Source organism: Kribbella sp. NPDC051620 (assembly GCF_044453825.1).
Classification (GTDB): domain Bacteria; phylum Actinomycetota; class Actinomycetes; order Propionibacteriales; family Kribbellaceae; genus Kribbella.
Window position 1 is genome coordinate 899,918 of record NZ_JBITDB010000002.1, and the last position, 23,955, is coordinate 923,872.

A 23,955-nucleotide genomic window follows, 5' to 3' on the forward strand; every position below is an offset into this window, starting at 1 on the left:
GGAGATAACGTGCTCGGGGTGAGCAGCCTTCCACGGAGTACCCCAGAAGCCCAGGGCCTATCCGCCGCCGCGCTGGACGCCTTCGTCGGCGCCCTCGACGCGTCCGAGCAGGAGATCCAGACGCTGATGTTGCTGAGACACGGCCAGGTCGTGCTCGAGGAGACCTGGGCGCCGTACCGGATCGAGGATCCGCACCTGCTGTTCTCGGTCTCCAAGAGCTTCACCTCGATGGGCATCGGCCTGCTCGTCGCCGAGGGCAAGCTCTCGATCGACGACAAGGTCGTGTCGTTCTTCGGCCCGGACGATCTGCCGGGCGAGATCAGCGACAACCTGGCCGCGATGGAGATCCGGCACCTGCTGACGATGTCGACCGGTCACACGCAGGACACCCTCGAGGCCATCGGCCGGGGCGGGCGGATGATTCGCGGCTTCTTCGCTCTGGAGGTCGGGCATGCGCCGGGCGCTCCGTTCGTCTACAACACCGGCGCGACGTACATGCTGTCCGCGATCCTGGGCAAGGTCACCGGCGAGACGCTGCTCGACTACCTGCGGCCGAGGCTGTTCGAGCCGCTCGGCATCTCGGAGGCGACCTGGCCGACGTCGAAGGAGGGCGTCACGCTCGGTGGCTGGGGGCTGAGCATCAACACCGAGTCGCTGGCGCGGTTCAGCCAGTTCCTGCTGCAGCGCGGCGAGTGGGACGGCAAGCAGCTCATCCCGGCCGACTGGATCGACGAGGCGACCAAGAAACAGGTCGACAACTCCGTCGAGCAGAACCCGGACTGGAAGCAGGGGTACGGCTACCAGTTCTGGCGGGCCCGCAACAACGCGTACCGCGGCGACGGCGCCTTCGGTCAGTACTGCCTGGTCTTCCCCGATCACGACGCGACACTCGTCATCACCAGCGCCTCGCCCGACATGCAGGCCGTCATGGACATCATCTGGGAGCACCTGCTGCCGGCGCTGCAGGGCGAGGCAGGCGACGGTACTGCGCGGCCGCCGCGACTCGAGCTGCTGCTGCCGACCAGTCCTACGCCTAGCGGCAACGGGCGGACCTACGAGTTCGACGCCAACCCGATGGGGATCGCCGCGGTCCGGCTCGACCCGGATGGCACCGGCACGTTCACCCTTGTGCCCGGGGCGGTGGCGGACGACGCCGGGGTACCCGCGGACCGGACGCAGGAGCTGATCTTCGCGCCAGGCCCATGGCGTGAGGATGTCGACAAGCTGCAGACGACCGAGCAACGCCTGGTCACCAGCGCGTACGGCGATGGCGACACCTTCGTGGCGGTCGTCCGCTACCTCGAGACGCCGTACGTCGTCACGATGCGCTGCCACCTCGACGGCGACGCGCTGCAGATCGACCTCCGCTTCAACGTCTCCTTCTGGCCGCCGGAGATGACACTGCGCTCACGCTGAGGATGTGACGCGGGTCATAGTCACATGACCGCCGTCCGCCGTGTCCCTGGGTCGTAGACAGCAAGAGAGCGTCTGGGACGGAGGATGACATGAAGGTCTTGGTGGCAGGTGCGACGGGCGGACTCGGACGTTCGCTGGTGCCGAAGCTGATCGCGGCTGGGCACGAGGTGACCGGGATGATCCGGTCCGTGTCGGGCGCGGCCGGCGTACGGGCGCAGGGCGCTCAGGTTGTGCTGGCGGACGGGCTGGATGCTGCAGCGGTGAAGGCGGCCGTCGGGTCCGTGCAGCCGGAAGTGGTCGTGCACCAGATGACGGCGCTGAAGTCCGGGATCGACTTCAGGAAGTTCGACGAGAGCTTCGCGCTGACCAACCGGCTGCGGACCGAGGGCACGGACAACCTGCTCGCCGCCTCGCACGCGGCCGGCGTACGACGGATCATCGTCCAGAGCTACGGCGGCTGGAACCTGCAGCGCAGTGGCTCACCGACCAAGACCGAGAGCGACCCGCTGGACGCTGATCCGGTCGCCGCGACCAGTCAGACGATGGCCGGCATCCGCCACCTCGAGGCGGCCGTCACCGGAGACCAGGCTCTCGAGGGCCTCGTACTCCGGTACGCGAACTTCTACGGTCCGACGGGGGCGCTCGGCAAGGGTGGCGAGCTGGTCGAGCTGATCCGCCGCCGCAGGCTGCCGTTGATCGGCGACGGCTCCGGCGTCTGGTCCTTCATCCACTACGACGACGCCGCCGACGCGACCGTGCGGGCCGTCACGACGGGCGACCCCGGCATCTACCAGATCGCCGACGACGACCCGGCCTCCGCGGCGGTCTGGCTGCCGGAGCTCGCTCGGATTCTCGGCGCGAAGCCACCGCGTCACCTCCCGGTATGGCTGGCCAAGCTGGCCGCCGGTGAGGCAGCGGTCTCCGCCTTCACGCAGATCCGCGGAGCGGACAACAGCTTGGCGAAGGACGCCTTCGGCTGGCAGCCCGGCTATGCCAGTTGGCGGCAGGGGTTCCGCCACGGTCTGGGATAGCGGGTCCGGCCACCCGTTCGGGCAAGGCTGCGTTTCCGAAAATGCAGCATGTGCTTGATTCACCGCCTTGGGCGCCGTGAGCTGCTTACGGTTCCTGCTGACCGAAGTCATCGCTCAAGGGGGATACACCCATGCGTTACAAGTCGTTGCTCGCAGCAACCGCACTGCTTGCTTCCGGACTCGCTTTCGGCACGCCCGCCGAGGCCGCGCAGACGAAGCTGGAGTTCCTCAACGGCGACCGGTTCGCCCAGCTCGAGCTGTCGGCATTCGTCTCACCGATCGGCGCCGTTACCTGGACCCCGACCAGCACCTACGGCACGGACAGCGAAGGCGACAACGTCGCCGTCCTCAAGCCGGTACCGTCGGTCACGAAGTACGCGTCGTCGGCAACGATCTCCGGCAAGCGCGTCGGCGGCACCACGACGGTGGTCGCGACCGTCGGCTACTACAACCCGAAGGCCAACGCGTTCGTCCGCTGGCCGTCGAAGGCCGTCACCCTGCAGTACAAGGTGCCGGGCAGCACGAAGTGGCTGTACCTGCGCAAGGTCACCACGAACAAGGTCGGGCAGGCCGCCTTCACCTGGACCCCGAGGGCGACCCGGTACTACCGCGCGGTCGTACCGACCAACGCCACCATCTGGGACTTCACCACCGCTGCCATCAGCAAGTGAGCTGAAGGCCGCCATCTGCTCATACACCGGCGATGTCCGCTGGTTCCGGAAGCCGCGTCCTCGGGGGCGCGGCTTTCCGGTGTGCGCTGCGAAACTGGTCCCATGATCACTCCAGCCGAACAAGCCGTTCTCGATCGTGTCGACGAGCAGCTCCTCGTCCGGATCACCCAGAGCCTGTTGCGGGCTCCTGGACAGAATCCCCCCGGCGAGGAGGCGGCGACGGTCGCCGCGTTGAGCGCGGCCGCGATCGAGCTCGATCTCGACGTCGTCGCCACCCGGGTCGAGCCTGGTCGCGACAACGTCAGCATCACGCTTGCCGGGGGCAACGGACCTGGGCTGCTCCTGCTCGGTCATACCGACGTCGTCCCGGTCGGCGACGGCTGGACCACAGACCCCTTCGGCGGCGAACTGATCGACGGCCGGATCCACGGCCGCGGCGCCTCCGACATGAAAGGCGGCCTCGCAGCAGGCCTAGCTGCATTGGCTGCCTTGCGAGGCGTCGAACTGAGCGGTCCGGTCGAGCTGGCCGCGCTGATGGACGAAGAAGAAACCGGCAAGGGAATCCGTGCGTACGTGGAGAGTGCAACAGACTCTTGGATCGGATGTATCACCGCGGAGCCAACCGACCTGCAGACCATCATCGGGGCTCGGGGCGATTCCTACCTTCGCGTCGCGATCCATGGGAAGTCCTGCCATGCAGGGAATCCGGCCGACGGGGCGAACGCCATCTATGGCGCGGCGGCTGTTGTCGCCGAGATCGAGCGGTTGCATGCGGAGCTGGCTGAGTCGCCGCATCCGTTGCTCGGGGCAGCCACCTGGAGCGTCGGGCAGATCCAGGGCGGTACCGGTGGTTCGATCGTGCCCGCGGAGTGCGTGCTCGTCGCCGACCGCCGGCTGCTCCCAGGGGAATCGCCGGAGGCGGTGCTCGACGATCTCAAGGTCCGTGTCGCCGCACTCAACCTCCAGGATCGCGGCCTCTCGGTGGAGCTGGAGATGCCGATGGAGATGCCCGCCTTCCTCACCTCCGCCGACGCGGACCTGGTCACCGTGACCGATGCGGCGCTTGCCGACGCCGGTGGCCCACGGCTGCCGCTCGGCGGGTGGACGGCCGCTTGCGACGGCGGTTTCGTCGCGCGCGATCTCGGCGTACCGGTGGTCGTGCTCGGTCCTGGTTCCGTCACCACCCAAGCCCATCGCGCCGACGAATCCGTCGGCGTCGATGAACTGGTGGTCGCTGCCCGGGCCTACGTACTGACTGCTCTACGGTTACTTGGTTGAGTACTGCTTGATGATCGGTACGGACCCGGCGACTCGCAGGGCCGCGATCGGCAGGGCCAGTACGCCGACTCCGGTCAGCATCGCGATCGGGAAGAACCCGCCGACCGCCACACAGACCGCGGCCCAGACAGGTACCGCGCCGCGCAAAGCGAGCCCGGACAGGATCGACCCGACGAAGAACAGCGGGAACGCGAACAGCGCGACCAACGGCGGCGAACTCAACCGCGACGCGAGCTGATCCAGCGTCGAGTGATCGCCGAGACCGTTCATCAGGGCGACCGGCACGCTCAGCATCGCGTTGGCGAGCATCGCCGACAACCCGAGCACCGAGCAGGCCAGCCCGGCCCCGGCCAGTCGCGGCGAGCGCCGTCCGGCCACGGCGATCGCGAACACCGACCCGAACAGGAACGGGAAGGCGGCCGCGGCGAAGTTGAAGGACACCATCAACAGCCCATGCTCACTGTTGACGACGTCGTAGTCCGGCAAGTCCCCACTCCACGGCTCATGCAGCGTGGCCAGGGCCAGCGCGATCAGCACCGGCCCGAGAACCAGGCTGACCGGAGCAAGAACGGCGCCCACCGGGCGCGTCGTGGTAGCGGGAGTAACTGCTGTCTGTGTGCTCATACTCCGACAATCCACCGCCGGCCCACCCCAAGTCTGCGGTGCCCACCCGCCCCCGACCCCCGGGTTTTCCTGGTTGTGGAGTTGGTCGGCGGGGCGGGATCATCGAGCGGTGAGCCTACGGGTGGTGCGGTCCGACGCGCTCGCGGCGGCGGGCTGGATTCTCGGCTCGGTCGGCGCGCTCTGCGGGCTGCTCGGGCCGGTGCTGGCCGGCGGGCTCGACTCCACCTCGCTCGTCGGCATCTTCAGCGGCTCGGGCGCGTGCGTGTTCGCAGCCTTCATCATCGACCGGCAACCGGCCAACCGCGCCGGCTGGGCGTTTCTGGCCGGCGGCCTCGCGCTCGTCGTGTTCTCGCTCTGCTACAGCTATGCCGCCGGACAGGTCCGCGACGGCCGGCTCACCTCAGGAGTCGGTACCGTCGCGGCGATCGCCGAGATCATCGGGGTCTTCGCCGGCGCCAGCCTCCCGTTCTTCCAGTTCCTGTTCCCCGACGGCCGGCTCCCGTCACCCCGCTGGCGACCGGTCTTCGCCGGCTACCTGATCGGCTGGTTCGCCTGCCCGCTCGCCGTCGCGATCGCGATCTGGCCACACCGGGCCCCCGGAATCGTCGCCCACAACGGCCCGGTCGACATCGCGATCCCGGCAGACCTCTCCGGTGCCCTCACCGTGATCGCCGCCGCCGAAGCGTTCGCCGGTATCTCCATGCTGATCGGCTTCGTCTCGATCGCGGTACGCCTGCGGCAACCAACTGAGCGCCGCCGGGTACTGCTCGCCCTCTGGGGCATCGGCATCACCGCATCGTTGATCGCGGCAACCGCCGTACTGGACAACCTGAGCGCCTACACCGCCGAGACAGTCGTCTCGCTCTGCGCGCCCCTCCCCCTCCTCATCTCGGTCACCATCGCAATGCGCCGCCACGAACTCTTCGACGTAGAACGCCTGGTCGGCCAAACCCTCACCTACGCGACAGTCACCCTCCTGCTGACCGCCCTGTACGCCGCAGTCGCCATCAGCCTGGGATCCCTGGCCGCCCGAGCCGGCCTCGGATCCTCACTAGCCGTTGCCGCCGGCACCCTCGCCGTCGCCGCCGCCTTCCGTCCCCTGCTCCGCTTCGTCCGCGCCGCGATCGACCGCCGCTTCGACCGCCGAACCTGGCTGGCCACGCGCGCGATCGACGCCTTCACCCGCGACCTCCGCGCCGGCAAGGTGACGACAACCGACCTCACGCCGGTACTCCGGCAAGCCCTGGACGACCCCACAGCCGTCATCGCCTACCTGGACGAGGGCCGACCAATCAACGCCGACGGCAGCCCTAGCACCGTCAAACCACCAAGCCCAACAACCATCCCGAACAGGCCCACCAGCGCAGACGCCGTTGGCGGGACCAGTGGCGTGGGTGGGGTCGGTGGCGTGGGTGGGGTCGGTGGGGTCGGCGGGGGCGGTGGCGTGGGTGCGGTCGGCGGTGAGGGTGAGGTGGTGGGTGGGCGGGTTCGGCGGACTGTTTGGGCGGGTGGGGTGGCGGTGGCTGTGGTTGAGCTGGATGGGCGGCTCGCCGGTGAACCGCGGCTGGTGGCAGCGGTGCTTGCGGCGGCCGCGCTGCCGATGGAGAACGCTGCGTTGCATGCGCATGCGGCGGTCCGACTGGCCGAGGTTCGCGAGTCGCGGAGCCGGATCGTCGAGGCGGAGGACAGCAACTGGCGGCGGATCGAACGCGATCTGCACGACGGGGCTCAGCAACGCCTGGTCGCGCTCGCCTTGCGGTTGCGGATCGCCGAGCGCGAGAGCACCGACAAGGCGGCAGCGCATGTACTGGGTGACGCGGTGACCGAACTGCGCGGGACAGTCAACGAATTGCGCGACCTGACCCGCAGCGTGCTACCCCCGGTGCTCGCCGACGAAGGACTGGCCGTCGCCTTGCGGACGGCAGCAGCGCGCTTACCGTTGCCGGTGGCAATCGAAGTACCGGATGAGCGTTTCCCGGCACTCGTCGAGGCAACAGTGTGGTTCGTGAGCTGCGAGGGCATGGCCAACGCGGCCAAGCACGCGTCGGCCGAGTCACTGCGGATCTCTGTACGCCGTACAGGTGAAGCTGTCGTGTTGGAGGTAACCGATGACGGAGCAGGCGGCGCAGTGGTGACGCCGGGCGGAGGCCTGCAGGGCTTGGCAGACCGGGTCGCGGCAATCGGCGGCCGATTCGATTTCACCAGCCCGGCCGGCGGCGGTACCCGGATCGAGGCGGTGCTGCCGTGCACGTCGTGATCGCTGACGACAGCGTCCTGCTCCGTGAGGGAATCGTCCAGCTGCTGACCAAGGAAGGCTTCGTCGTCGATGCGGCCGTAGGCACCGCTGACGAGCTCCTGACCGAGGTCGCCTGCCATCGCCCCGAGGTGGTGATCGTCGACATCCGGATGCCACCGACCCACACCGACGAAGGCCTGCAGGCAGCCGCCGTACTCCGAACGTCCTACCCGTCCCTCGGCATCCTCCTGCTCTCCCAATGGGTCCACGCGGGCCGGGCACTCGACCTCTTCCGAGGCGGCGGCGCCGGTCTCGGCTACCTCCTCAAGGACCGGGTCACCGAGATCGACGACTTCGTCGACTCCATCCGCCGCGTCGCCCGCGGCGGCTCGGTCCTCGACCCCGACGTCGTGTCCTCACTGCTGAACACCGCCGCCGACCCCCTCGCCCGACTGACCGAACGCGAACAACAGGTGCTGGCCCTGATGGCCGAGGGCAGAACCAACTCGGCCATCGCGGACCGCCTGTACCTGGGCCGCAAAACCGTCGAGAGCTACGTCAACACCCTCTTCCTCAAACTCGACCTCCCACCAACCCCCGACGACAACCGCCGAGTCCTCGCCGTCCTCACCTGGCTCCGAACCCAGTGAGCACCGCGCTGGTACAGGTTCTGCCTGCTAGCTCGCCGGCGCAAAGAGTTCCAGCTGGATGTTGTCCTGGTCGCGGAACACCAGGACAGAGGCGTACGGTTCGTCGGCGATGGGCGACTGGGTCAGCGGCTTGTCGGCCAGGTCTGCGCGAATCACCCCATGGGCCTCCAAGTGTTCCTGCCACTGTTCGAGATCCGCCCGGCTGCCGACCGTGAAGCCGGCATGGTCGAGCCCGGTCCTCGTCTCGGCGCACAGCTCTCCGTCGTTGGTCTCGTGCCGGTGCAGAGCGATCATCAGCCGATGGTCCGCATCGGCGAGGATCCGGCCGACGCCGCCGCGATGCGGGACATCCATCACCGGGTGGACGTCGAAGATCTCCCCGTACCACGAGACGCTGGCCTCGAGGTCGGTCACGGTGAGCGCCAGATGGTGGAGCGTCGGCTGGGTGACTGTGGACATGATGTGCCCCTTCAGGTACTGGTTTCCCCGGTCGCGTAGCGCGCGAGGAACATCCGGATCACCTCGTCGACGTGCCGGGTCCACCGGTCGCCACCAGGCTCGTTGGAGACCTGCTGATCGACCAGGCCGGTCGTGACGGCGGTCAAGATGTCGAGGTACTGCGGATCGTGCACGCCGTTGCGTGCGAGGAGCTCGCGAGTGTTGACCAAGGCCCTCACCGCGAGTTCGTAGGACTCCGGCGACGGCGTGAAGCCGGGCACGGAACGCTGGAAGAGCAGCTGGTAACGCGGTACGTCGTCGACGCAGAAGCCGACGAACGCCTTGGCCTCGGTCAGCAGGTCCTGGCCCGGATCGTCGGTCACCGGCAGCCCGGCCTTGAGGTCGAGAAAAGCCTGTGCCGCCCCGGCGAACATGGCGTCGAGGATCGCGTTCTTCGACTCGAAGTACGCATACACGGTCGGCGTCGTGATCCCGGCCCGCCGAGCCAGCTCCCGCAAGGACAACGCGGCCAGCCCGTCCTCCCGCACGAGCTCCCACGCGGCAGCGAGCACCGCGGCCCGGGCACTCTCCCGCCGGGCCTCACGCCAGCCACCAGCATCCTTCTTTAACATAGTCAGCATTATTTGCACAGCGTATAAATCCTGTCAACGCCTCAGGCCCGCGGAGCAAGCTCACAGGCTGAAGTGGGAACCGGGGTCGGCTGAAACAGGTCCAACTGGCCAACGGGACCTGGGAGGACGTCAGGATGAGAGCGGCTGCGTTGTCGTTGCATGAGTTGTCCTGTCTTTGCGGCGGGGCTCGGCGGGCTGTGGTGACGGCTGTGCTTGCGCTGTGTCAGTCGGGGCAGTTGGAGATCGGCGCGGATGGCCGGGCCCACCGGTTGGACCAGCCGAATTCTGCCGAGCTGGACCTGATCGAGCAGGCGGTTCTGGCCGCGGTGCCGGTCGGTCCGTTCGAACTGAGCTCCATCGTGGAGGCGGTTGCTGGGTCCTCGGGTATGCGGCAGACGCGGGCCATGTTGGTTGCGCGCGGGCTGGCGCCGAAGTGGTTGCCTGGGCTGACGCGGACGGGTCGGCGAGCACGTCGTGAGGTGCTGGCCAACCCGCCCGAGGGGCTTCGCCGGGTAGCGGTGCTCGGGCCCGAGGCCATCGAGGACGCGCAACTCCGGCGTACCCTCGAGGGCTTGACCCTGACACCGTGTCAGACCGTAGAGCTGACCGCATGAACAGACTCAGCACCGCGACCGAGGCCGCCGCCGCGATCCGCGCCGGGCAGGCCTCTTCCCGCGAACTCACCGAAGACCTGCTGGCACGGATCGCCGCCGACAACACCGTCAACGCGATCATCGAGACGCGACCCGAGTACGCGCTGGCAGCAGCCACGGCCGCCGACGAAGCAGACGATGGCGGCCCGCTGCACGGCGTACCGATGACCGTGAAGGACGCGATCGACGTCGCCGGCCTGCACACCACCTGGGGCAACCCGGCCTTCGCCGACTACACGGCCGCCACGTCGGCGACTCTGGTCGAGCGGCTGACCGGGGCCGGCGCGATCATCGTCGGCAAGAGCAACGTCCACACCATGCTCGGCGACTTCGGCCAGACGCAGAACGAGCTCTACGGCCGTACCAACAACCCCCACGACCCCACCCGTACTCCGGGAGGCTCCAGCGGAGGTGGAGCCGCCGCACTGGCCGCCGGCCTCACGTACCTGGAATACGGCTCCGACCTGGTCGGCTCCATCCGCCTCCCCGCGGCGTATTGCGGCGTCTACGGCCTCAAGCCCACCGCGGGCGTAGTACCGCTGGACGGCTTCCAACCCCCAGGCCCACCCGCCCCCACCACCGAGTTCCCCAACCCCTCCAGCCTCGGCCCGCTCGCAACCTCCGTCGCGGACCTGCGCATCGCCCTCCAAATCACCGGCGGCCCAACCGGTAAAGCGATGTCATGGCGCCTCGAACCACCAAGGCATCGCAAGCTGACCGACTACCGAGTGGGAGTAGTCCTCGACCACCCCGACGCGCCCGTCACCGACGAGGTGGGCAAGGCGCTCTCCAACCAGCTCGACGCCCTCGCAAGCCAAGGCGTGAAGATCGTCGAAGGCTGGCCGGACGACGTCGACCCATCAGCCGAGGCGGAGGCGTTCGGTTTCCAGATCGGCCTTTTCTTCGCGACGCATGGCGAGGACACCGACTTCGCCCCTCTCGCTCAGGTCATCCAGGAAGAGCAAAGGCGCTTGGCGACGCGAGCAGCCTGGCAGACGTACTTCGGAGACATCGACGTCTTCCTCTGCCCGACCAGCTTCACCACCGCCTTCCCGCACGACGACCGGCCCTTCGAGGAACGGACGATCGACGGCCGCCCGTACGACGCCCAAGTGTTCTGGATCTCGCACGCCTCGCTGACCGGCCTCCCCGCCGTCAGCATGCCGATTCCGGCGAGCGGCCTGCCGGTCGGCGCTCAGGTGATCGGCCCGTTCCACGAGGACGACACGGCGATCACCTTCGCCGAGCTCGCGGCTGGTTAACTCGGGATCATGTTCGCGATCGGGGATTTCGCCAGGCACGGCCGGGTATCGGTCCGGATGCTGCGGCACTACGACGCCATCGGTCTGCTCCGGCCGGCCCACGTCGACGAGGCGACCGGCTACCGCAACTACGACGCCGCGCAGCTCGCCGACCTCAACCGGATCGTCGCTCTCAAGGATCTGGGCTTCAACCTCGAGCAGGTCGCGACGATGCTCACCGACGAGATCAGCCTGGTGGAGGTACGGGCGATGTTGTCGTTGCGCCGCGCCGAGCTCGAGTCAGCCGTGGCCGAGAGCGCCGCGCGGCTGACGCAAGTCGAGTCGCGCCTGCGCAGCATCGAGCAAGGCGACGACGTACCGGCGGTCGTGGTTAAGGACCTGCCCGCGGCCCGGTTCGTCGAGTTGTCCGGTACCGCGGCCAGCTTCACGCCCGACGACATCGGCCCGGTCATCCATCCCCTCTGCGCTGAGCTCGGGCGACGGTTGCCTGAGGCAACCGGAGTCCGGCCGGCCGGGCGGTTGACCTGCTATTACGAGGCGTCCGGCGATGAGGTGATCGTGCATGCCGCAGTACCGGCCGCCGTCGACTCCGATGCCTCGCTCAACGGATTGACGGTGGTCGACCTACCCGCCACGCGAGCCGCGACGCTCGTCCACCGCGGGCGCATCGACGGAGTACTGCCGTCCTGGCAGGCCTTGGCCCGCTGGATCGACGACAACGGCCACCGCTCCGGCAGCGCCTCCCGCGAGCTCTACCTGGACTGCCCCGACGACCCCGCGGCCTGGGTGACGGAGCTCCAGGAGCCGCTATTTCTCAGCGAGTGAGGCCAGCCCGGCCACGATCACCTGTACTCCGAACTCGAACCGCTCATCGCCCATGGCGCCCGAGGTGAGCGCGGTAGCCAGCGACACAATCATCGGGAACTTGTCCGCCGGCAGGCCCGCGAAGTACTGACGCAGTCCCTCGACGAACTTGACCACATCCTCTTCGGTCCACTCATCCGCGCGCTGGACGCTCTCCTCGAACGCCGTCGCGGTCACGTACAGCGGGATCAGGTCGACCGCGTAGGCAGCAACCTGATCCGGCAACCTGCCCGCCTTGAGGATGCCGAGCATGTTCTCACTGCTCTGCAGCGCGCGATCACCGAGCGGAACCTGACCGATCGCCGCCCGCGCTACCCCCGGATAGGCGCGCATCATCTTCAGCATCTGGCGCATCAGGTCCTTCAGCTGCTCCTGCCAGCGCTCCGGATCGGGCTCCTCGAGCTCGATCCCCTCCGCCGCCCGGTCGAGCATCAGCTGGTCGAGTTCCTTCTTGTTCGCCACGTGGGCGTACAGCGAGGCCGGTCCGGTGTTCAGCACCTGGGCGACCTTGCGCATCGAGACCGCCTCGTAGCCCTGCTCGAGCAGCACGCTCATCGCCGCGTCGACGATCCGCTCCCGGCTGAGCGGCTCGCGGACCGGCCGGGCCGGCTTCTCGGGGCTGATGGGTTGCCACGGCGACTGGTTCATACGGACCACTGTAGCGAACACCGTACTTGACACGAACACCGTACGCGCGTAGAACGGTGTTCGTCAGCGAACACCGTTCGAGATAATCTCGAGAAAGGGGCGCCACCGATGAGCACCCAAACCCTGGCCGAACCGGCCGCGCCGGCCACCTCCCCGGCGTACAAGTGGCGCTGGATCGTGCTCGGGACCGTGCTGGTCGCCGAGATCATGGATCTGGTCGACGCCACCATCGTGAACATCGCCGCCCCGTCGATCCGGGCCGAGCTCGGCGGCTCCGAGGCGGCGATGCAGTGGATGCTGGCCGGCTACACGCTCGCCTTCGCGATCGGGCTGGTCACCTTCGGCCGGCTCGGCGACCTGGTCGGCCGCCGCCGGCTGTTCCTGATCGGCGCGGCCGGCTTCACTCTCACCTCCGCGCTCTGCGGATTCGCCACCTCGCCGGAGCTGCTGATCGGCAGTCGGATAGCGCAGGGTTTGCTGGGAGCGGTGATGATCCCGCAGGGCTTCGCGATCCTCAAAGCGGTCTTCCCACCGGCCGAGATCGGCAAGGCGTTCAGCCTGTTCGGTCCGGTGATGGGGCTGTCCGCGGTGGCCGGCCCGATCATCGCCGGGGTGCTGATCGACGCGAACTGGTTCGACGCCGGCTGGCGGATGATCTTCTTCATCAACGTCCCGATCGGGATCCTCGCCATCTTCGGAGCTCTCCGCTACATGCCGGAGGTCAAGGCAGACGGCGCCTCTCGGCTGGACCTGCTCGGCGTACTCCTGGTCAGTCTTGCTTCCGGCCTGCTGGTCTACCCGCTGGTGCAGGGCCGCGAACTCGGCTGGCCGGCCTGGTCGATCGCGATGCTGATCTCATCCGTCGGCGTCTTCGCGCTGTTCGGCTGGCGTGAGCGCCGGTCCGGCAACCCGGTGATCGATCCGTCGCTGTTCCGCAACCGCGGGTACGTCGCAGGGCTCGGTGTGATCTCGACGTTCTTCCTCGCGATGTCCGGCTTCATGCTGGTGTTCAACCTCTTCACCCAGCTCGGACTGCACTACAGCCCACTGAAGGCCGGCCTCGCGATGGTGCCGTTCTCGCTCGGCATCGCGATCGGCGCGCCGCTGTCCGGCGGGCTACTCGCTCCCCGACTGGGCCGGACCGCGCTGCAGTTGGGCATCGTGGTGATGACGGTGGCGATGGTCGGGGTCTGGTTCACGCTGCACACCCAGGGCGACGCCACGACGATCTGGAACCTGGTACCGGCCACGCTGGCCACGGGGATCGGCGCGGGCATGGTGTTCGCTCCGCTGTTCGACATCATCCTGGCCTCGATCGACGACCAGGCGGCCGGCTCGGCTTCCGGCGTACTGACTGCCATGCAGCAGTACGGCGGGGCGATCGGCGTCGCGGTGATCGGCACGATCTTCTTCCAGCTGCTGCCGGCTCACCAGTTCCTCGGCGCCACCAAGACGGCCACGTTGGTAGCCGTCGCACTCTTCATCGTCAGCCTCCTGGTCACCTTCGCCCTCCCCAAGCGGGCACGTGAAGGAGTACAGCCTCACTGAGTTGGACGCCGTTCCCGGGCATGCCGAAGCCCCGCTCACCGAAGTACCGGTGAGCGGGGCTCTGGGGTTAGCTCAGTTGAACGAGTCGCCGCAGGCGCAGGAGCCGGTCGCGTTCGGGTTGTCGATCGTGAAGCCCTGCTTCTCGATCGTGTCCACGAAGTCGATCGACGCGCCCTTGAGGTACGGCGAGCTCATCCGGTCGGTGACGACGCTGACGCCACCGAAGTCGGTCACCACGTCGCCGTCGAGCTGACGCTCGTCGAAGAACAGCTGGTACCGCAGCCCGGAGCAACCGCCCGGCTGTACGGCGACCCGCAGGGCCAGGTCGTCGCGGCCCTCCTGGTCCAGCAGCGCCTTCACCTTGGCGGCGGCGCCATCGGTCAGCAGGATGCCGCTGCCCGTCGTGGTGCCCTCCGTGGTCTGCACTGCCTCGGTCTGCGCTTCAGTCATTCCTGACTCCAGTCATCTCATGAGCGCCCGGCCGCTTTGGGCAGGCGGCCACGCGCGGAAAGTCCGCTGTCATTCGAGCCAACATCAGCCGGTCTCGAACCATTCCCATGGTCGCACACCATTTTCAGGACTCAACTCCACGCCTCACCCCTGAGACCAGCCCGGCGCACGGCATACCGGGTGTTTTCAGCGGGCCCAGGTGCGGGCGACTCGCTCGGCGACGGTCGCCAGGGAGCCGTGCGGGTCGGCGAAGGCGCGCTCCTCGCCGACCGCGTCGACCAGCGAGTACGCCGATTCGACCCCCATCGTGCGCATCTCGCGGGCACCGATCTGGACCTTCCCGGCCAGCACCACGCACGGCCGCATCGCGTCGTTCGCGACCTTCGCCACACCCGAGATGACCTTGCCGTCGCGCGACTGGAAGTCGAACGCGCCTTCACCCGTCAGCACCAGATCGACCTGCTTCGCCTTCGTCTCCAGCCCGGTCAGCCCGGCGACCAGGTCGATACCGGAGACCCGCTCGGCGCCGAGCAGCAACAGCGCGTACCCGAGTCCGCCGGCAGCCCCCGCGCCCTTCTGATCAGCCGTTTTCCGCCCGGCCAGCTCGGCGAACTGCGTCAGGTACCCGTCGACCGCGGGCTTCCGCTCGTCGGCGATGCCCTTCTGCGTACCGAAGATGTTGGTCGCGCCACGCAACCCGAGCATCGGGTTCTCGACATCGCTCGCGGCCACGAACTCGACTCCCGCCAGCCTGCTCCGCGCCGGCTCCAGATCCACCGCGGTCAGCGTCGCGAGCCCCGTGGCGCCCGCCTCGAGACTCCCACCCTCGGAGGTCGCCCCCAGCGCCGCGAGCAGCCCTGCGCCCGCGTCGTTCGTACCCGACCCACCGAGCCCCAGGATGATCCGCTTGGCGCCGGCATCCACCGCCGACCCGATCAACTGCCCCACCCCGTACGTCGACCCGTCCTCCGGCCGCCGATCCGCCGGCTCAATGAGATGCAACCCACACGCCTGCGCGGTCTCGATATAGGCGGTCTCCCCCGCGACCAGCACCGTCGCAGGTACCTCTTCCCCCAGCGGCCCCCGCACGGTCACCGACAGCAGCGTCCCATCCACCACAGCCGCCAGCACGTCGATGAACCCAGGCCCTCCGTCAGCCATCGGCGCCACCAACACCACAGCCTCCGGATCCCGCCGCCGCCACCCCTCCTCGATCGCAGCCGCAGCCTCAACGGCCGTCAACGTCCCAGCAAACTTGTCCGGAGCAATCAGCACGCGCATGCCGCCCATCCTCCCCTACCCCCGCGCCACCCCGCCCCCACCCAGCCCATCCCCGGACAACCCGCCTGGGCGCGGTAGCCTCCGCGGCGTGGACTGGCCGACGACAGCAGCTGAGGCGATCGCGGTGCAGGAAGCGCTCCGGGGGCAGGTGGACACGACCGGACCCGGCCCAGCGCCGGGCAAGACCCGGTACGTCGCAGGACTGGATGTCGCCTACGACGGAGACGACCTGGCCGCCGCGATCGTCGTACTCGACGGACAGACCCTCACCGAGGTCGACCGCTCGATCGTCCTGGGCCGGACAACCTTCCCCTACGTCCCCGGGCTCTTCGCCTTCCGGGAGATCCCGGCGCTGCTCGACGCGCTCGCCAAACTGACCATCACCCCAGACCTCCTGGTCTGCGACGGCCAAGGCCTCGCCCACCCGCGGCGTTTCGGGCTGGCTTGCCATCTCGGCGTACTGACTGGTCTGCCCACGATCGGGGTGGCCAAGAACGCCTTCGTCGGCACCTTCTCACCGCCTGCCGCCGAGCGCGGGTCCTGCTCTGACCTAGCGCTGGATGGTGAGGTGGTCGGTGCGGTCGTCCGGACGCAGAAGGCGGTCAAGCCGGTGTTCGTGTCGGTCGGCCATCGCGTCGACCTGGCGAACGCCATTGCCCACACAGTCCAGCTGAGTCCGAAGTACCGGTTGCCGGAGACGACCCGGGCGGCTGATCGAGCCTGTCGGCGAGCGGTTGCTCGCGAGGAGTGAACGCTTCGCGCAAGCGTTCGTGCTTGTGCTTTCGTGCACATGATTTCGCATGCTGGGCAGTGACGTGGACCATGAAATCGAAGGCCTGGCGCGTGGCACGATGGATGCCGTGACCACCATTGCAGAGGGTTCGAAGTCTCTCCCGTTGCTGTTCCTGGGCCGCGACACCGACCCACATTCGGAGCGCGGGGTGGAGTGCCCCGGCGCGCTGCCGCCGGCCTCCGACCCGGACCTCGTCGAGCGGGCGCTGAAGGCCAAGGCCGCGCTCGGTGACCAGGTCTTCGTGCTCGGTCACCACTACCAGCGCGACGAGGTGATCCAGTTCGCCGACGTCACGGGTGACTCGTTCAAGCTCGCGCGCGACGCGGCGAACCGGCCGGACGCGCCGTACATCGTGTTCTGCGGCGTGCACTTCATGGCCGAGTCCGCCGACATCCTCACCAACGACAACCAGACGGTGATCCTGCCCGACCTCGCGGCCGGTTGCTCGATGGCCGACATGGCCCGGATCCAGCAGGTCGAGGCGGCCTGGGACGCCCTCGCCGACGCCGGGATCGCCGATGTCACCGTGCCGGTCACCTACATGAACTCCAGCGCCGACATCAAGGCGTTCTGCGGCCGCAACGGCGGTGCGGTCTGTACTTCGAGCAACGCCGACGTCGCCCTCGACTGGGCCTTCCAGAAGGGCGAGAAGGTGCTCTTCCTGCCGGATCAGCACCTCGGGCGCAACACCGCCGTACAGAAGATGGGGATCAGCCTCGACGAGTGCGTCGTCTACGACCCGCACAAGCCAGGCGGCGGCCTGACCAAGGAGCAGCTCGCCAAGGCGAAGATGATCCTGTGGCGCGGGCACTGCTCGGTGCACGGCCGCTTCACCGCCGCCTCCGTGGACGACGTCCGCAGCCGCGTCCCCGGCGTCAACGTGATCGTGCACCCCGAGTGCCAGCACGAGGTGGTCCTGAAGGCCGACCTGGTCGGCTCGACGGAGTACATCATCGACACCATCAACAAGGCCGAGCCCGGTACTTCGTGGGCCGTCGGCACCGAGCTCAACCTGGTCCAGCGGCTGGCCAAGCAGCACACCGACAAGAACATCGTCTTCCTCGACAAGACGGTCTGCTACTGCGCCACGATGAACCGCATCGACCTGCCGCACTTCGTCTGGACGCTGGAGAACCTCGTCGCCGGCCACGTCGTCAACCCGATCAAGGTCGACCCCGACACCGAGAAGTACGCCAAGATCGCCCTCGACCGCATGCTCGCCCTCCCCGGCAAAACCGCCAGGGACTGAAGGCTTTCCAGACCTGTACTCCGGGGTACAGGTCTAGTGCGGCACCCGCGTCGTGCTGTACCAGGTTGCCAGGACGTCGGGGAGGCGTTCGGGAGCCCAGCGGTTGACGGGTTCGATGCGACCCTTCAGCGAAGCCAACCCCTTGGCGAGGCCGCCCACCACGTCGCCCTGCAAGGGGACGACGGCGCCGTCCTCGGGCGAGACGATGACCGACGGCCCGGCTCGGTCGATGCAGACGACCGGGCAACCACTGGCCAAGGCTTCGGCGACCGCCCAGCCGGCGGCCTCCCGCATGGCGGGGGCGAGCATGGCTTCGGCTCGCAGGAAGGCGGCCAGTACTTCCTCCCGTGGGAGTTGGCCGACGAACTCGACCCGGTCCCGTACTCCGAGCTCCTCCGCCAGCCGTTCCGCGCGGCGCCAGTCGGGGCCGTCACCGATCACCCGAAGTTCCCACTGAGCGGCCTCCGGGCGGGCCAGCACGCTGATCGCGATCAGCAGGCCCTTCCACGGGATCATCCGGCCGACGAACACGGCAGTCTTCACCCCGGCCGGTCCGTACGGTTCACGCGGACCGCAGGCGGCGGCGAACCGGCTGATCGCGACGTTCGGCTGGACGGTCACCTCACGCGCGTACTTGCCGAAGTACTCGGCGACATCCTTGTTCTGGGCAACGACCAGGTCGGCCCGCTCGGCGTGCTTGCGGCCGACCAGTCGCCGCATCAGGCCGGTGTAGCCGCGGCGTACCAGCTCGTTGACCAGACCCTTCGAGCCCAGCCAGTGCGCCATCGACAACGGCACCGTGGTCGAGCCGCCGACCGGACCCCAGATCACCTTCGCCGTCGACTCCTGGACGACCCCAGCGGGCATCCAGTCGGTCGCGAACGTCAGGTGGTGAATGACGTCGAAGGAGTGCTCGGCATGCAGCCGAGCAGCCGTCCGCCCGGCCAGCTTCTGCCAGAGCGGGTAGTACCAGTAGACGTCCGCATGCCGGCGACGAAGCTTCAGCAGCCACTTCGGCAGCTCCAGCGGTACCACCGTCAGCGACGGAATCGGCCGGACGGCCAGCTCCTCGGTGATCTCGTGCGCGAACTTGCCGCGGGTGATCAGCCAGACGTCGTGATCACGCGCCGCAGCCTTCGCCCAGGCCCAGCCCGCGCCCGGCTCGGATCCACCTTTCGGCCGGCACGCGTAGGCGCTGAGCAGGATCTTCGGCCGGGTCGACATCAGAGCGTCCCCTCCAGGAGCCTGCGGAGATCCGTACTGGACGTGGAGGCCGTGTACGGGAAGTAGTGCACGCTGGCACCGACCTCACCGAGCAGCTTCTCCAGCCGCAGGCCCTTCTCGGTGCCCTTCCAGTCGTCACCCTTGAAGAGCACGTCGTAGCGCAACTGCTTCCACATCTCGAACTTGTCGCTGGACCAGTCGCTGACCACCTCGTCGACCAGGCCGATCGCCCGGACGACCTCCATCCGCTCGTCGTGCGGAACGACCGGCGGACGGCCCTTGATCTTGGTGACCACGTCGTCCTCGACCACGCCGGCGATCAGGTAGTCGCAGTGCTCGCTGGCCCGGCGCAGGATGTTGAGGTGGCCGATGTGGAACATGTCGTAGACCCCGGGCGCATACCCGATCACGCCCATCAGCCGTTCACCCCGGTGCTGCGCGGAGCCGGCTGCAACGCGGCCATTTCCCTGTACCACTTGGCGATCGCGGCCACCAGGAAGAGCAGGTTCGCGGCCAGCAGTACGCCGTACAGGCCGGCGAACAGCCTCGGCCAGCCGAAGGTGAGGAAGACCAGGCAGAGCACGCCGTAGTCGGTCGGTGCTATCAGCAACGACTTCAGCACGGAGTCGCCCCGCACGTTTGCGGTGCTCGCGCCATGCCGGCGGCGGAGCTGGTCGATCAGGATCAGCCCGAAGAACAGCACCGCCGAGACGCACAGGTACGCCAGCGGGATGAGCAGCACCAACTCGTTGCTGAAGGCATCGAAGCGGTAGAACGAGATCAGCACCGCACTGTGCAGCAAGGCGATCTTGACGCAGTCGATCATGTGGTCGAGCCACTCGCCCAGCGGCGAGCCGCCACCCCGCAGCCGGGCCAGCTGGCCGTCGGCGGAGTCGAACGCGTACCCGAGCACCAGCATCACGGTCACCACCAGCGCGAGCGGGGCACTCGGCTCGACGGTGGCCAGCAAAACGATGCCGACGAGTGAACAGAACCCGCTCGTCAGGCTGATCTGGTTGGGCGTCCGGCCGGCCAGGAACGCGCCGGCGGCCAGGTACCGGCCGATCCGCCGGTTGACGAAGCGCGAGTACGCCGGAGTGCCGGCGGACGGCTTCTGCGCGCGCGACAGCTCGCCGACGACGTCTCCGATGGAGCGCCGGCTCATGCGACCGAGCTGCGCGACTGCCGCTGGTCGATCGCGGCGCGCAGGATCTGGCTTCGGGAACCGCGTCCGGACACCAGCACGCTGACCCGGCCGGCCGGGATCCCGTCCAGCTCGTCGGGACCCAGCACTCCGTCCGTACCGTCGGCGGCGAAAACGATGGCGTCGGCGAGTTCATGGACCGCCTCGGCGCCGTCCACCACGACGATCTCGTCCACGCAGCGCAACTGCTCCAGGATCTGCGCCCGCTCGACGATCGGCACGAACGGCCGGGCGCCCCAGGCGTCCGCGGCCCAGTCGTCGGTGAGCACGCCCACGACGAGGTGGTCGCACTGCTGCTTCGCCTGCTCCAGCACGTCGAGATGACCGACGTGGAACAGGTCGAAGACCCCGATCAAACAGCCGACGCGTTGCGGCACCTTGTGCTCCCCCACTGAGCCCTCACGGACCCTGCCCCGTCGCCCCCCGGGCGAGTTGAAAGACGAACTCCTGGCGAACATCCCGACAACCGGACCCCACCAGTGACCGACGTGACCCCCCACGTCAGCGCTGACCTTACACCGGGTAATCGCCACTCGCCTAGGGCGCGCCGAGCGATCTCGCGCAGTAGCGAGCAGGTGCTCGGCGAAGTGCCTCGGGGTGCTGGAGTGAAGGTCTCGATGCTCTGGCATCGTGGCCTTCGCTCCAGTGCCGCGAGGTGCTCGCCGAGCGCCGCGCAGCACGCGCGAGATCGCTCGGCGCGCCCTAGCTATCCGCCGGACCGCGTGCTGGGCTGCGCGGGCCTGTTCGTGGGTCGGCCGCGTGCCGCGCGATCGCATCGGTGTAGATCCTCTCCGTGGCCGCCAGGTCGCGCTCCGGAGTGAAGCGGTCGAGATAGACCTGGCGTGCTCGTTGGCCGAAGGCTATCGAAGTCGCCGGCTCGGTGAGCAACCCCAGGGCCTTTCGGAGTTCTTCCGTGTCGCCCGGAGCCACCAGCGCACCGGTCTCGCCGTCGTCGACGAGCTCGGCCAGCGCCCCGATCCTGGAGGCCACCACGGGGACGCCGTTGGCGAAGGCTTCGATCACCACGAGTCCGAACGTCTCATACGACCGCGCCGGTACGACGACGGCGCGCGCGGACCGCAGCACCTCCATGCACTCGGCCCACGGCAGCGCGCCGAGCACCTTCACCGACGGGTCGCGGGCAGCGCGCTCGTCCGCCTGAGCCCGCAGCGGACCGTCGCCGATGACCTTCAGCTCCCCCAGCGACGCATCCCAGGCCGTCAGCAGATCGGCGAAGCCCTTCTCCTCGGTCAGCCGCCCGAGGAAGACGACGCCCTCCCCCGCACCTTCCCGGACGGCCCCGTCGTGCGGGACCGCGTGCGGCTTCACCACGATCCGGTCGGCGTTGAACCCACCGGCGACATAGCGGGACCGGACGAACTCCGACGGCGCGATCAGGGTCGTGACGTACCGCTGCCAGGTGTGGAGGGTGTTGTGGACGGCGATCCCCGCGACGAGCGGCAGGCTCTGCACTTTGGAGTCGCGGTAGCAGCCGTGGACCGCGCCACGCCACGGGATCTTGCCGACACAGGACTCGCAGGGGCCGCCGTCGCGCTGCAGCACCCCGTTGGCGCACATCAGCCGGAAGTTGTGCAGCGTGGCAACGATCGGAAGGTCCTGACGGGCCACGGCCCGCAGTACCGAAGGGCTGAGCAGCGGAAAGGTGTTGTGCACATGCACGATGTCCGGACGCGCCGATTGCAATCGGAATGTTAAATCGCGTTCGGCGGCGAATGACCATACGGAGCGGACCGGTAACAGCGCGCGATCTTTTCGGCTCATTTGCGCAATGTCGTCGCTGTGCCGCGCGTAAAGCTCAACATCATGTCCTGAACTACGCAAAAGATCAGCCGTTTGATCGACCACGGTGTTCTCGCCACTGGGTTGACCCGAACGGTAACGGTTGTGCAACATGGCGACCCGCATGACACCACCTTAAGTCCCGCGGTGGTGACAACTGGTACTTGACAGGCCGCACCTGGGGATGAACAACCGCGCGCCGAGACACCCGGAGGGTGCTTTGAGCAGGATCAAGTCGACAAGGGTGCTATTCGCTGCCCTTATCGCCACGGCGCTGGCCATCGTTACAGTCGCCTACCCGGTCATCTCTCATCACAAGAACGCGGCATCGGCCGACAAGTCACGCGAAACGGCCCAGAACGGTCCGTCCGGCTCAGCGGTCCTCCCCTCGAAACACCCGACCGCGCAGCCGAGCAAGGCCCCTGGCACCGTCTCGAGCAAGCCACCGACGGTCGCACCGCCGAAGAAGGTTGTCCCCAGCAAGAAGCCGGTTCCCAGCAAGACGACCACGGCTGTCCCGGAGACTCCACCCACCAAGACCGAGCCCGCGATCGGCGAGACCGATGCGGGGCCGGCCGTCGCGGGTCCCTGCAGCGGCGTACTGATCAAGCCCGGCCAGAACGCCCAGGCCGTGGTCAACTCACAGCCCGCCGGCTCGACGGTCTGCTTCGCCTCCGGCCTGCACCGGATCAGCCAGACGATCCGGCCGAAGGCGAACATGACGATCGCCAGCTCCGCCCGCGCGGTCCTGACCGGCTCGGTGCCGCTCACCAGTTGGGCCAAGTCAGGCACTCGTTGGGTCAACCGCGGTGCGCTTCCCTCGGCGTACGGCAAGGCCGGGCAGTGCGAGGACAACAAGGCGAACATCTGCTCGCTGCGTGAGCAGGTCTTCCTGGGCGGTACTCACCTGACGCGAGTCGCCTCGCTGGCGGCGGTCAAGGCCGGCACGTTCTACGCCGACTATGCCGCCAACGCGATCTACCTCGGCAGCAACCCGGCCGGACACGCGGTGGAGATGTCCAAGACAGCGACCGCGATCGAGTCGAACCAGCCCGGCGTCACCGTCCGCGGGCTGACCATCGAGCACTTCGCCAGCCCGGCCCAGGCCGGCGCGCTGGTTTCCGGCCCCAACTGGACCGTGAAGGCGAACGAGGTCCGCTGGAACAAGTCGGTCGGCCTGATGCTGGTGAAGGCGAACAACACCAAGGTCGACCGCAACCTGGTGCACCACAACGGGCAGCTCGGCCTCGGCCAGTACAACTCGCTGAAGGCGAACGTCACCCGCAACGTGATCACCTACAACAACACGGACGGCTTCTGGATCGCCGACTGGGAATCGGGCGGGATGAAGTCGACCCGCTCGTCGGGCACCGTCAGCGCCAACCTGATCCGCTCCAACAAGGGCGTCGGGTTCTGGGCGGACGTCGCCGACGACGGCCGGACGATCAGCTCGAACAAGATCACCGGCAACGCGGCCGACGGGATCCGGTTCGAGATCAGCCGCAACGGCGTGATCGAGAACAACACGATCACCGGCAACGGCTTCGGCACCGGCCGCGGCTCCGGTACGTCGCTGTGGGACGGCGGCGGGATCAACGTCAACACCTCGTCGAACGTGACGGTCCGGAACAACACCGTGTCGGGCAACGTCAACGGCATCTCGATCCAGTCCCGGACCCGCGGCGACGGTCCCTGGGGCCGGTACCTGCTGCGCAACGTGCACGTCACCGGCAACACGATCGGGATGACCGGTGGCACCCAGGCGACCGGCATGGTGCAGAACTCGGGTGCCGAGGTCCCGGCCGGGCAGCTGACCTTCAGCGCGAACACCTACCTGCTGGACAAGCTGGCCGCGCAGCGGTTCAGCAAGTTCGGCACCAAGCTCACCGCCATCGGCTGGCGCAGTGCCGGCCTCGACACCGCAGGGAGCTTCTCGACGAGCTGAGCCGGTACGACACTCCCGAGCCCGATGCCCCGGGCAAGCATCACGGAGCGCAGTTTCG

At 68.2% G+C, this 23,955-nt stretch carries 24 protein-coding genes; 13 read left to right on the plus strand and 11 right to left on the minus strand.

Going from position 1 to position 23,955, the window contains the following annotated elements; all coding sequences use genetic code 11:
* The first annotated feature begins 18 nt into the window (after window positions 1-18).
* The 4 genes from ACIA12_RS11390 to ACIA12_RS11405 all read left to right on the plus strand — a co-directional run bounded on the left by ACIA12_RS11390 (window position 19) and on the right by ACIA12_RS11405 (window position 4,396).
* A complete protein-coding gene (locus ACIA12_RS11390) occupies window positions 19-1,416 on the plus strand; it encodes a serine hydrolase domain-containing protein (RefSeq protein ID WP_396366812.1) in 1,398 nt (465 codons plus the stop codon).
* A gap of 89 nt (window positions 1,417-1,505) precedes the next feature.
* A complete protein-coding gene (locus ACIA12_RS11395) occupies window positions 1,506-2,447 on the plus strand; it encodes an NAD-dependent epimerase/dehydratase family protein (RefSeq protein ID WP_396366813.1) in 942 nt (313 codons plus the stop codon).
* Between the two features lie 131 nt (window positions 2,448-2,578).
* Complete coding sequence (locus tag ACIA12_RS11400; protein ID WP_396366814.1) at window positions 2,579-3,118, plus strand: hypothetical protein; 540 nt, start codon at window positions 2,579-2,581, stop codon at window positions 3,116-3,118.
* Window positions 3,119-3,220: 102 nt separating this feature from the next.
* Window positions 3,221-4,396 carry a M20 family metallopeptidase gene (locus ACIA12_RS11405; RefSeq protein WP_396366815.1) on the plus strand — a complete coding sequence of 392 codons (1,176 nt, stop codon included), beginning with the start codon at window positions 3,221-3,223 and terminating at the stop codon, window positions 4,394-4,396.
* On the opposite strand, the gene ACIA12_RS11410 is transcribed toward ACIA12_RS11405, so the two are convergent.
* On the minus strand, window positions 4,385-5,020 hold the full coding sequence (locus ACIA12_RS11410) for a hypothetical protein (RefSeq protein ID WP_396366816.1): 636 nt from the start codon (window positions 5,018-5,020) through the stop codon (window positions 4,385-4,387). The two genes, ACIA12_RS11405 and ACIA12_RS11410, sit on opposite strands and share 12 nt — an antisense overlap.
* Window positions 5,021-5,129: 109 nt before the next feature.
* Here ACIA12_RS11410 and ACIA12_RS11415 point away from each other — a divergent pair, with 109 nt between their 5' ends.
* Together ACIA12_RS11415 and ACIA12_RS11420 are read left to right on the plus strand one after the other, a co-directional pair.
* Complete coding sequence (locus tag ACIA12_RS11415; protein WP_396366817.1) at window positions 5,130-7,277, plus strand: sensor histidine kinase; 2,148 nt, start codon at window positions 5,130-5,132, stop codon at window positions 7,275-7,277.
* On the plus strand, window positions 7,265-7,906 hold the full coding sequence (locus tag ACIA12_RS11420) for a response regulator (RefSeq protein ID WP_396366818.1): 642 nt from the start codon (window positions 7,265-7,267) through the stop codon (window positions 7,904-7,906). Before ACIA12_RS11415 ends, ACIA12_RS11420 begins: the two co-directional genes overlap by 13 nt.
* 27 nt (window positions 7,907-7,933) lie before the next feature.
* Here the strand turns inward: ACIA12_RS11420 and ACIA12_RS11425 are convergent, their stop codons facing one another.
* Together ACIA12_RS11425 and ACIA12_RS11430 are read right to left on the minus strand one after the other, a co-directional pair.
* Window positions 7,934-8,365 (minus strand): VOC family protein, encoded by a 432-nt coding sequence (locus tag ACIA12_RS11425; RefSeq protein ID WP_396366819.1) that lies wholly within the window; start codon window positions 8,363-8,365, stop codon window positions 7,934-7,936.
* Window positions 8,366-8,376: 11 nt separating this feature from the next.
* Complete coding sequence (locus ACIA12_RS11430; RefSeq protein ID WP_396366820.1) at window positions 8,377-8,985, minus strand: TetR/AcrR family transcriptional regulator; 609 nt, start codon at window positions 8,983-8,985, stop codon at window positions 8,377-8,379.
* Window positions 8,986-9,110: 125 nt separating this feature from the next.
* Here ACIA12_RS11430 and ACIA12_RS11435 point away from each other — a divergent pair, with 125 nt between their 5' ends.
* From ACIA12_RS11435 to ACIA12_RS11445, 3 genes are read left to right on the plus strand one after another with little or no spacing between them, the layout of a single operon-like run.
* Window positions 9,111-9,590, plus strand: a complete 480-nt coding sequence (locus ACIA12_RS11435) for a TIGR04222 domain-containing membrane protein (protein WP_396366821.1) — start codon at window positions 9,111-9,113, stop codon at window positions 9,588-9,590.
* On the plus strand, window positions 9,587-10,891 hold the full coding sequence (locus ACIA12_RS11440) for an amidase family protein (protein WP_396366822.1): 1,305 nt from the start codon (window positions 9,587-9,589) through the stop codon (window positions 10,889-10,891). The genes ACIA12_RS11435 and ACIA12_RS11440 overlap by 4 nt, the downstream gene beginning before the upstream one ends.
* Window positions 10,892-10,900: 9 nt before the next feature.
* Window positions 10,901-11,716, plus strand: coding sequence for a MerR family transcriptional regulator (locus ACIA12_RS11445; protein WP_396366823.1), 816 nt, complete (start codon window positions 10,901-10,903; stop codon window positions 11,714-11,716).
* On the opposite strand, the gene ACIA12_RS11450 is transcribed toward ACIA12_RS11445, so the two are convergent.
* Window positions 11,699-12,403 (minus strand): TetR/AcrR family transcriptional regulator, encoded by a 705-nt coding sequence (locus tag ACIA12_RS11450; protein ID WP_396366824.1) that lies wholly within the window; start codon window positions 12,401-12,403, stop codon window positions 11,699-11,701. The two genes, ACIA12_RS11445 and ACIA12_RS11450, sit on opposite strands and share 18 nt — an antisense overlap.
* 108 nt (window positions 12,404-12,511) lie before the next feature.
* Here ACIA12_RS11450 and ACIA12_RS11455 point away from each other — a divergent pair, with 108 nt between their 5' ends.
* Window positions 12,512-13,951 (plus strand): DHA2 family efflux MFS transporter permease subunit, encoded by a 1,440-nt coding sequence (locus ACIA12_RS11455; protein ID WP_396366825.1) that lies wholly within the window; start codon window positions 12,512-12,514, stop codon window positions 13,949-13,951.
* Window positions 13,952-14,023: 72 nt separating this feature from the next.
* Here the strand turns inward: ACIA12_RS11455 and ACIA12_RS11460 are convergent, their stop codons facing one another.
* A complete protein-coding gene (locus tag ACIA12_RS11460; protein WP_343980883.1) occupies window positions 14,024-14,401 on the minus strand; it encodes an iron-sulfur cluster assembly accessory protein in 378 nt (125 codons plus the stop codon).
* Between the two features lie 186 nt (window positions 14,402-14,587).
* Complete coding sequence (locus ACIA12_RS11465) at window positions 14,588-15,682, minus strand: glycerate kinase (protein ID WP_396366826.1); 1,095 nt, start codon at window positions 15,680-15,682, stop codon at window positions 14,588-14,590.
* A gap of 88 nt (window positions 15,683-15,770) precedes the next feature.
* On the opposite strand from ACIA12_RS11465, the gene nfi reads away from it, so the two are divergent.
* Both nfi and nadA read left to right on the plus strand, forming a co-directional pair.
* Window positions 15,771-16,433, plus strand: coding sequence for a deoxyribonuclease V (gene nfi / locus ACIA12_RS11470; RefSeq protein WP_396366827.1), 663 nt, complete (start codon window positions 15,771-15,773; stop codon window positions 16,431-16,433).
* A gap of 100 nt (window positions 16,434-16,533) precedes the next feature.
* Entirely contained in the window at window positions 16,534-17,724 is a 1,191-nt protein-coding gene (gene nadA / locus ACIA12_RS11475; protein ID WP_396367160.1) for a quinolinate synthase NadA, read from the plus strand.
* A gap of 33 nt (window positions 17,725-17,757) precedes the next feature.
* Here nadA and ACIA12_RS11480 read toward each other — a convergent pair whose 3' ends face one another.
* The 5 genes from ACIA12_RS11480 to ACIA12_RS11500 form a co-directional block, all read right to left on the minus strand.
* Complete coding sequence (locus ACIA12_RS11480) at window positions 17,758-18,948, minus strand: glycosyltransferase (RefSeq protein ID WP_396366828.1); 1,191 nt, start codon at window positions 18,946-18,948, stop codon at window positions 17,758-17,760.
* Window positions 18,948-19,364, minus strand: coding sequence for an adenylyltransferase/cytidyltransferase family protein (locus ACIA12_RS11485; RefSeq protein ID WP_343980900.1), 417 nt, complete (start codon window positions 19,362-19,364; stop codon window positions 18,948-18,950). The genes ACIA12_RS11480 and ACIA12_RS11485 overlap by 1 nt, the downstream gene beginning before the upstream one ends.
* Window positions 19,364-20,113: a CDP-alcohol phosphatidyltransferase family protein gene (locus tag ACIA12_RS11490; RefSeq protein WP_396366829.1), complete on the minus strand. Its 750-nt coding sequence runs from the start codon at window positions 20,111-20,113 to the stop codon at window positions 19,364-19,366. Before ACIA12_RS11490 ends, ACIA12_RS11485 begins: the two co-directional genes overlap by 1 nt.
* Entirely contained in the window at window positions 20,110-20,529 is a 420-nt protein-coding gene (locus tag ACIA12_RS11495) for an adenylyltransferase/cytidyltransferase family protein (RefSeq protein ID WP_396366830.1), read from the minus strand. The genes ACIA12_RS11490 and ACIA12_RS11495 overlap by 4 nt, the downstream gene beginning before the upstream one ends.
* Before the next feature lie 325 nt (window positions 20,530-20,854).
* Entirely contained in the window at window positions 20,855-22,078 is a 1,224-nt protein-coding gene (locus ACIA12_RS11500) for a glycosyltransferase family 4 protein (RefSeq protein WP_396366831.1), read from the minus strand.
* Between the two features lie 94 nt (window positions 22,079-22,172).
* On the opposite strand from ACIA12_RS11500, the gene ACIA12_RS11505 reads away from it, so the two are divergent.
* Complete coding sequence (locus ACIA12_RS11505) at window positions 22,173-23,897, plus strand: right-handed parallel beta-helix repeat-containing protein (protein WP_396366832.1); 1,725 nt, start codon at window positions 22,173-22,175, stop codon at window positions 23,895-23,897.
* Window positions 23,898-23,955: the final 58 nt, after the last annotated feature.

What these genes read in the sequence shown, in the direction of transcription:
- ACIA12_RS11395 (WP_396366813.1), top strand. Translation starts at nt 1,506, where the DNA reads ATGAAGGTCTTGGTGGCAGGTGCGACGGGCGGACTCGGACGTTCGCTG.
- ACIA12_RS11400 (WP_396366814.1), top strand. Translation starts at nt 2,579, where the DNA reads ATGCGTTACAAGTCGTTGCTCGCAGCAACCGCACTGCTTGCTTCCGGA.
- ACIA12_RS11405 (WP_396366815.1), top strand. Translation starts at nt 3,221, where the DNA reads ATGATCACTCCAGCCGAACAAGCCGTTCTCGATCGTGTCGACGAGCAG.
- ACIA12_RS11410 (WP_396366816.1), bottom strand. Translation starts at nt 5,020, where the DNA reads ATGAGCACACAGACAGCAGTTACTCCCGCTACCACGACGCGCCCGGTG.
- ACIA12_RS11425 (WP_396366819.1), bottom strand. Translation starts at nt 8,365, where the DNA reads ATGTCCACAGTCACCCAGCCGACGCTCCACCATCTGGCGCTCACCGTG.
- ACIA12_RS11430 (WP_396366820.1), bottom strand. Translation starts at nt 8,985, where the DNA reads ATGCTGACTATGTTAAAGAAGGATGCTGGTGGCTGGCGTGAGGCCCGG.
- ACIA12_RS11435 (WP_396366821.1), top strand. Translation starts at nt 9,111, where the DNA reads ATGAGAGCGGCTGCGTTGTCGTTGCATGAGTTGTCCTGTCTTTGCGGC.
- ACIA12_RS11440 (WP_396366822.1), top strand. Translation starts at nt 9,587, where the DNA reads ATGAACAGACTCAGCACCGCGACCGAGGCCGCCGCCGCGATCCGCGCC.
- ACIA12_RS11445 (WP_396366823.1), top strand. Translation starts at nt 10,901, where the DNA reads ATGTTCGCGATCGGGGATTTCGCCAGGCACGGCCGGGTATCGGTCCGG.
- ACIA12_RS11450 (WP_396366824.1), bottom strand. Translation starts at nt 12,403, where the DNA reads ATGAACCAGTCGCCGTGGCAACCCATCAGCCCCGAGAAGCCGGCCCGG.
- ACIA12_RS11455 (WP_396366825.1), top strand. Translation starts at nt 12,512, where the DNA reads ATGAGCACCCAAACCCTGGCCGAACCGGCCGCGCCGGCCACCTCCCCG.
- ACIA12_RS11460 (WP_343980883.1), bottom strand. Translation starts at nt 14,401, where the DNA reads ATGACTGAAGCGCAGACCGAGGCAGTGCAGACCACGGAGGGCACCACG.
- ACIA12_RS11465 (WP_396366826.1), bottom strand. Translation starts at nt 15,682, where the DNA reads ATGCGCGTGCTGATTGCTCCGGACAAGTTTGCTGGGACGTTGACGGCC.
- nadA (WP_396367160.1), top strand. Translation starts at nt 16,534, where the DNA reads ATGGATGCCGTGACCACCATTGCAGAGGGTTCGAAGTCTCTCCCGTTG.
- ACIA12_RS11480 (WP_396366828.1), bottom strand. Translation starts at nt 18,948, where the DNA reads ATGTCGACCCGGCCGAAGATCCTGCTCAGCGCCTACGCGTGCCGGCCG.
- ACIA12_RS11485 (WP_343980900.1), bottom strand. Translation starts at nt 19,364, where the DNA reads ATGGGCGTGATCGGGTATGCGCCCGGGGTCTACGACATGTTCCACATC.
- ACIA12_RS11490 (WP_396366829.1), bottom strand. Translation starts at nt 20,113, where the DNA reads ATGAGCCGGCGCTCCATCGGAGACGTCGTCGGCGAGCTGTCGCGCGCG.
- ACIA12_RS11500 (WP_396366831.1), bottom strand. Translation starts at nt 22,078, where the DNA reads ATGCGGGTCGCCATGTTGCACAACCGTTACCGTTCGGGTCAACCCAGT.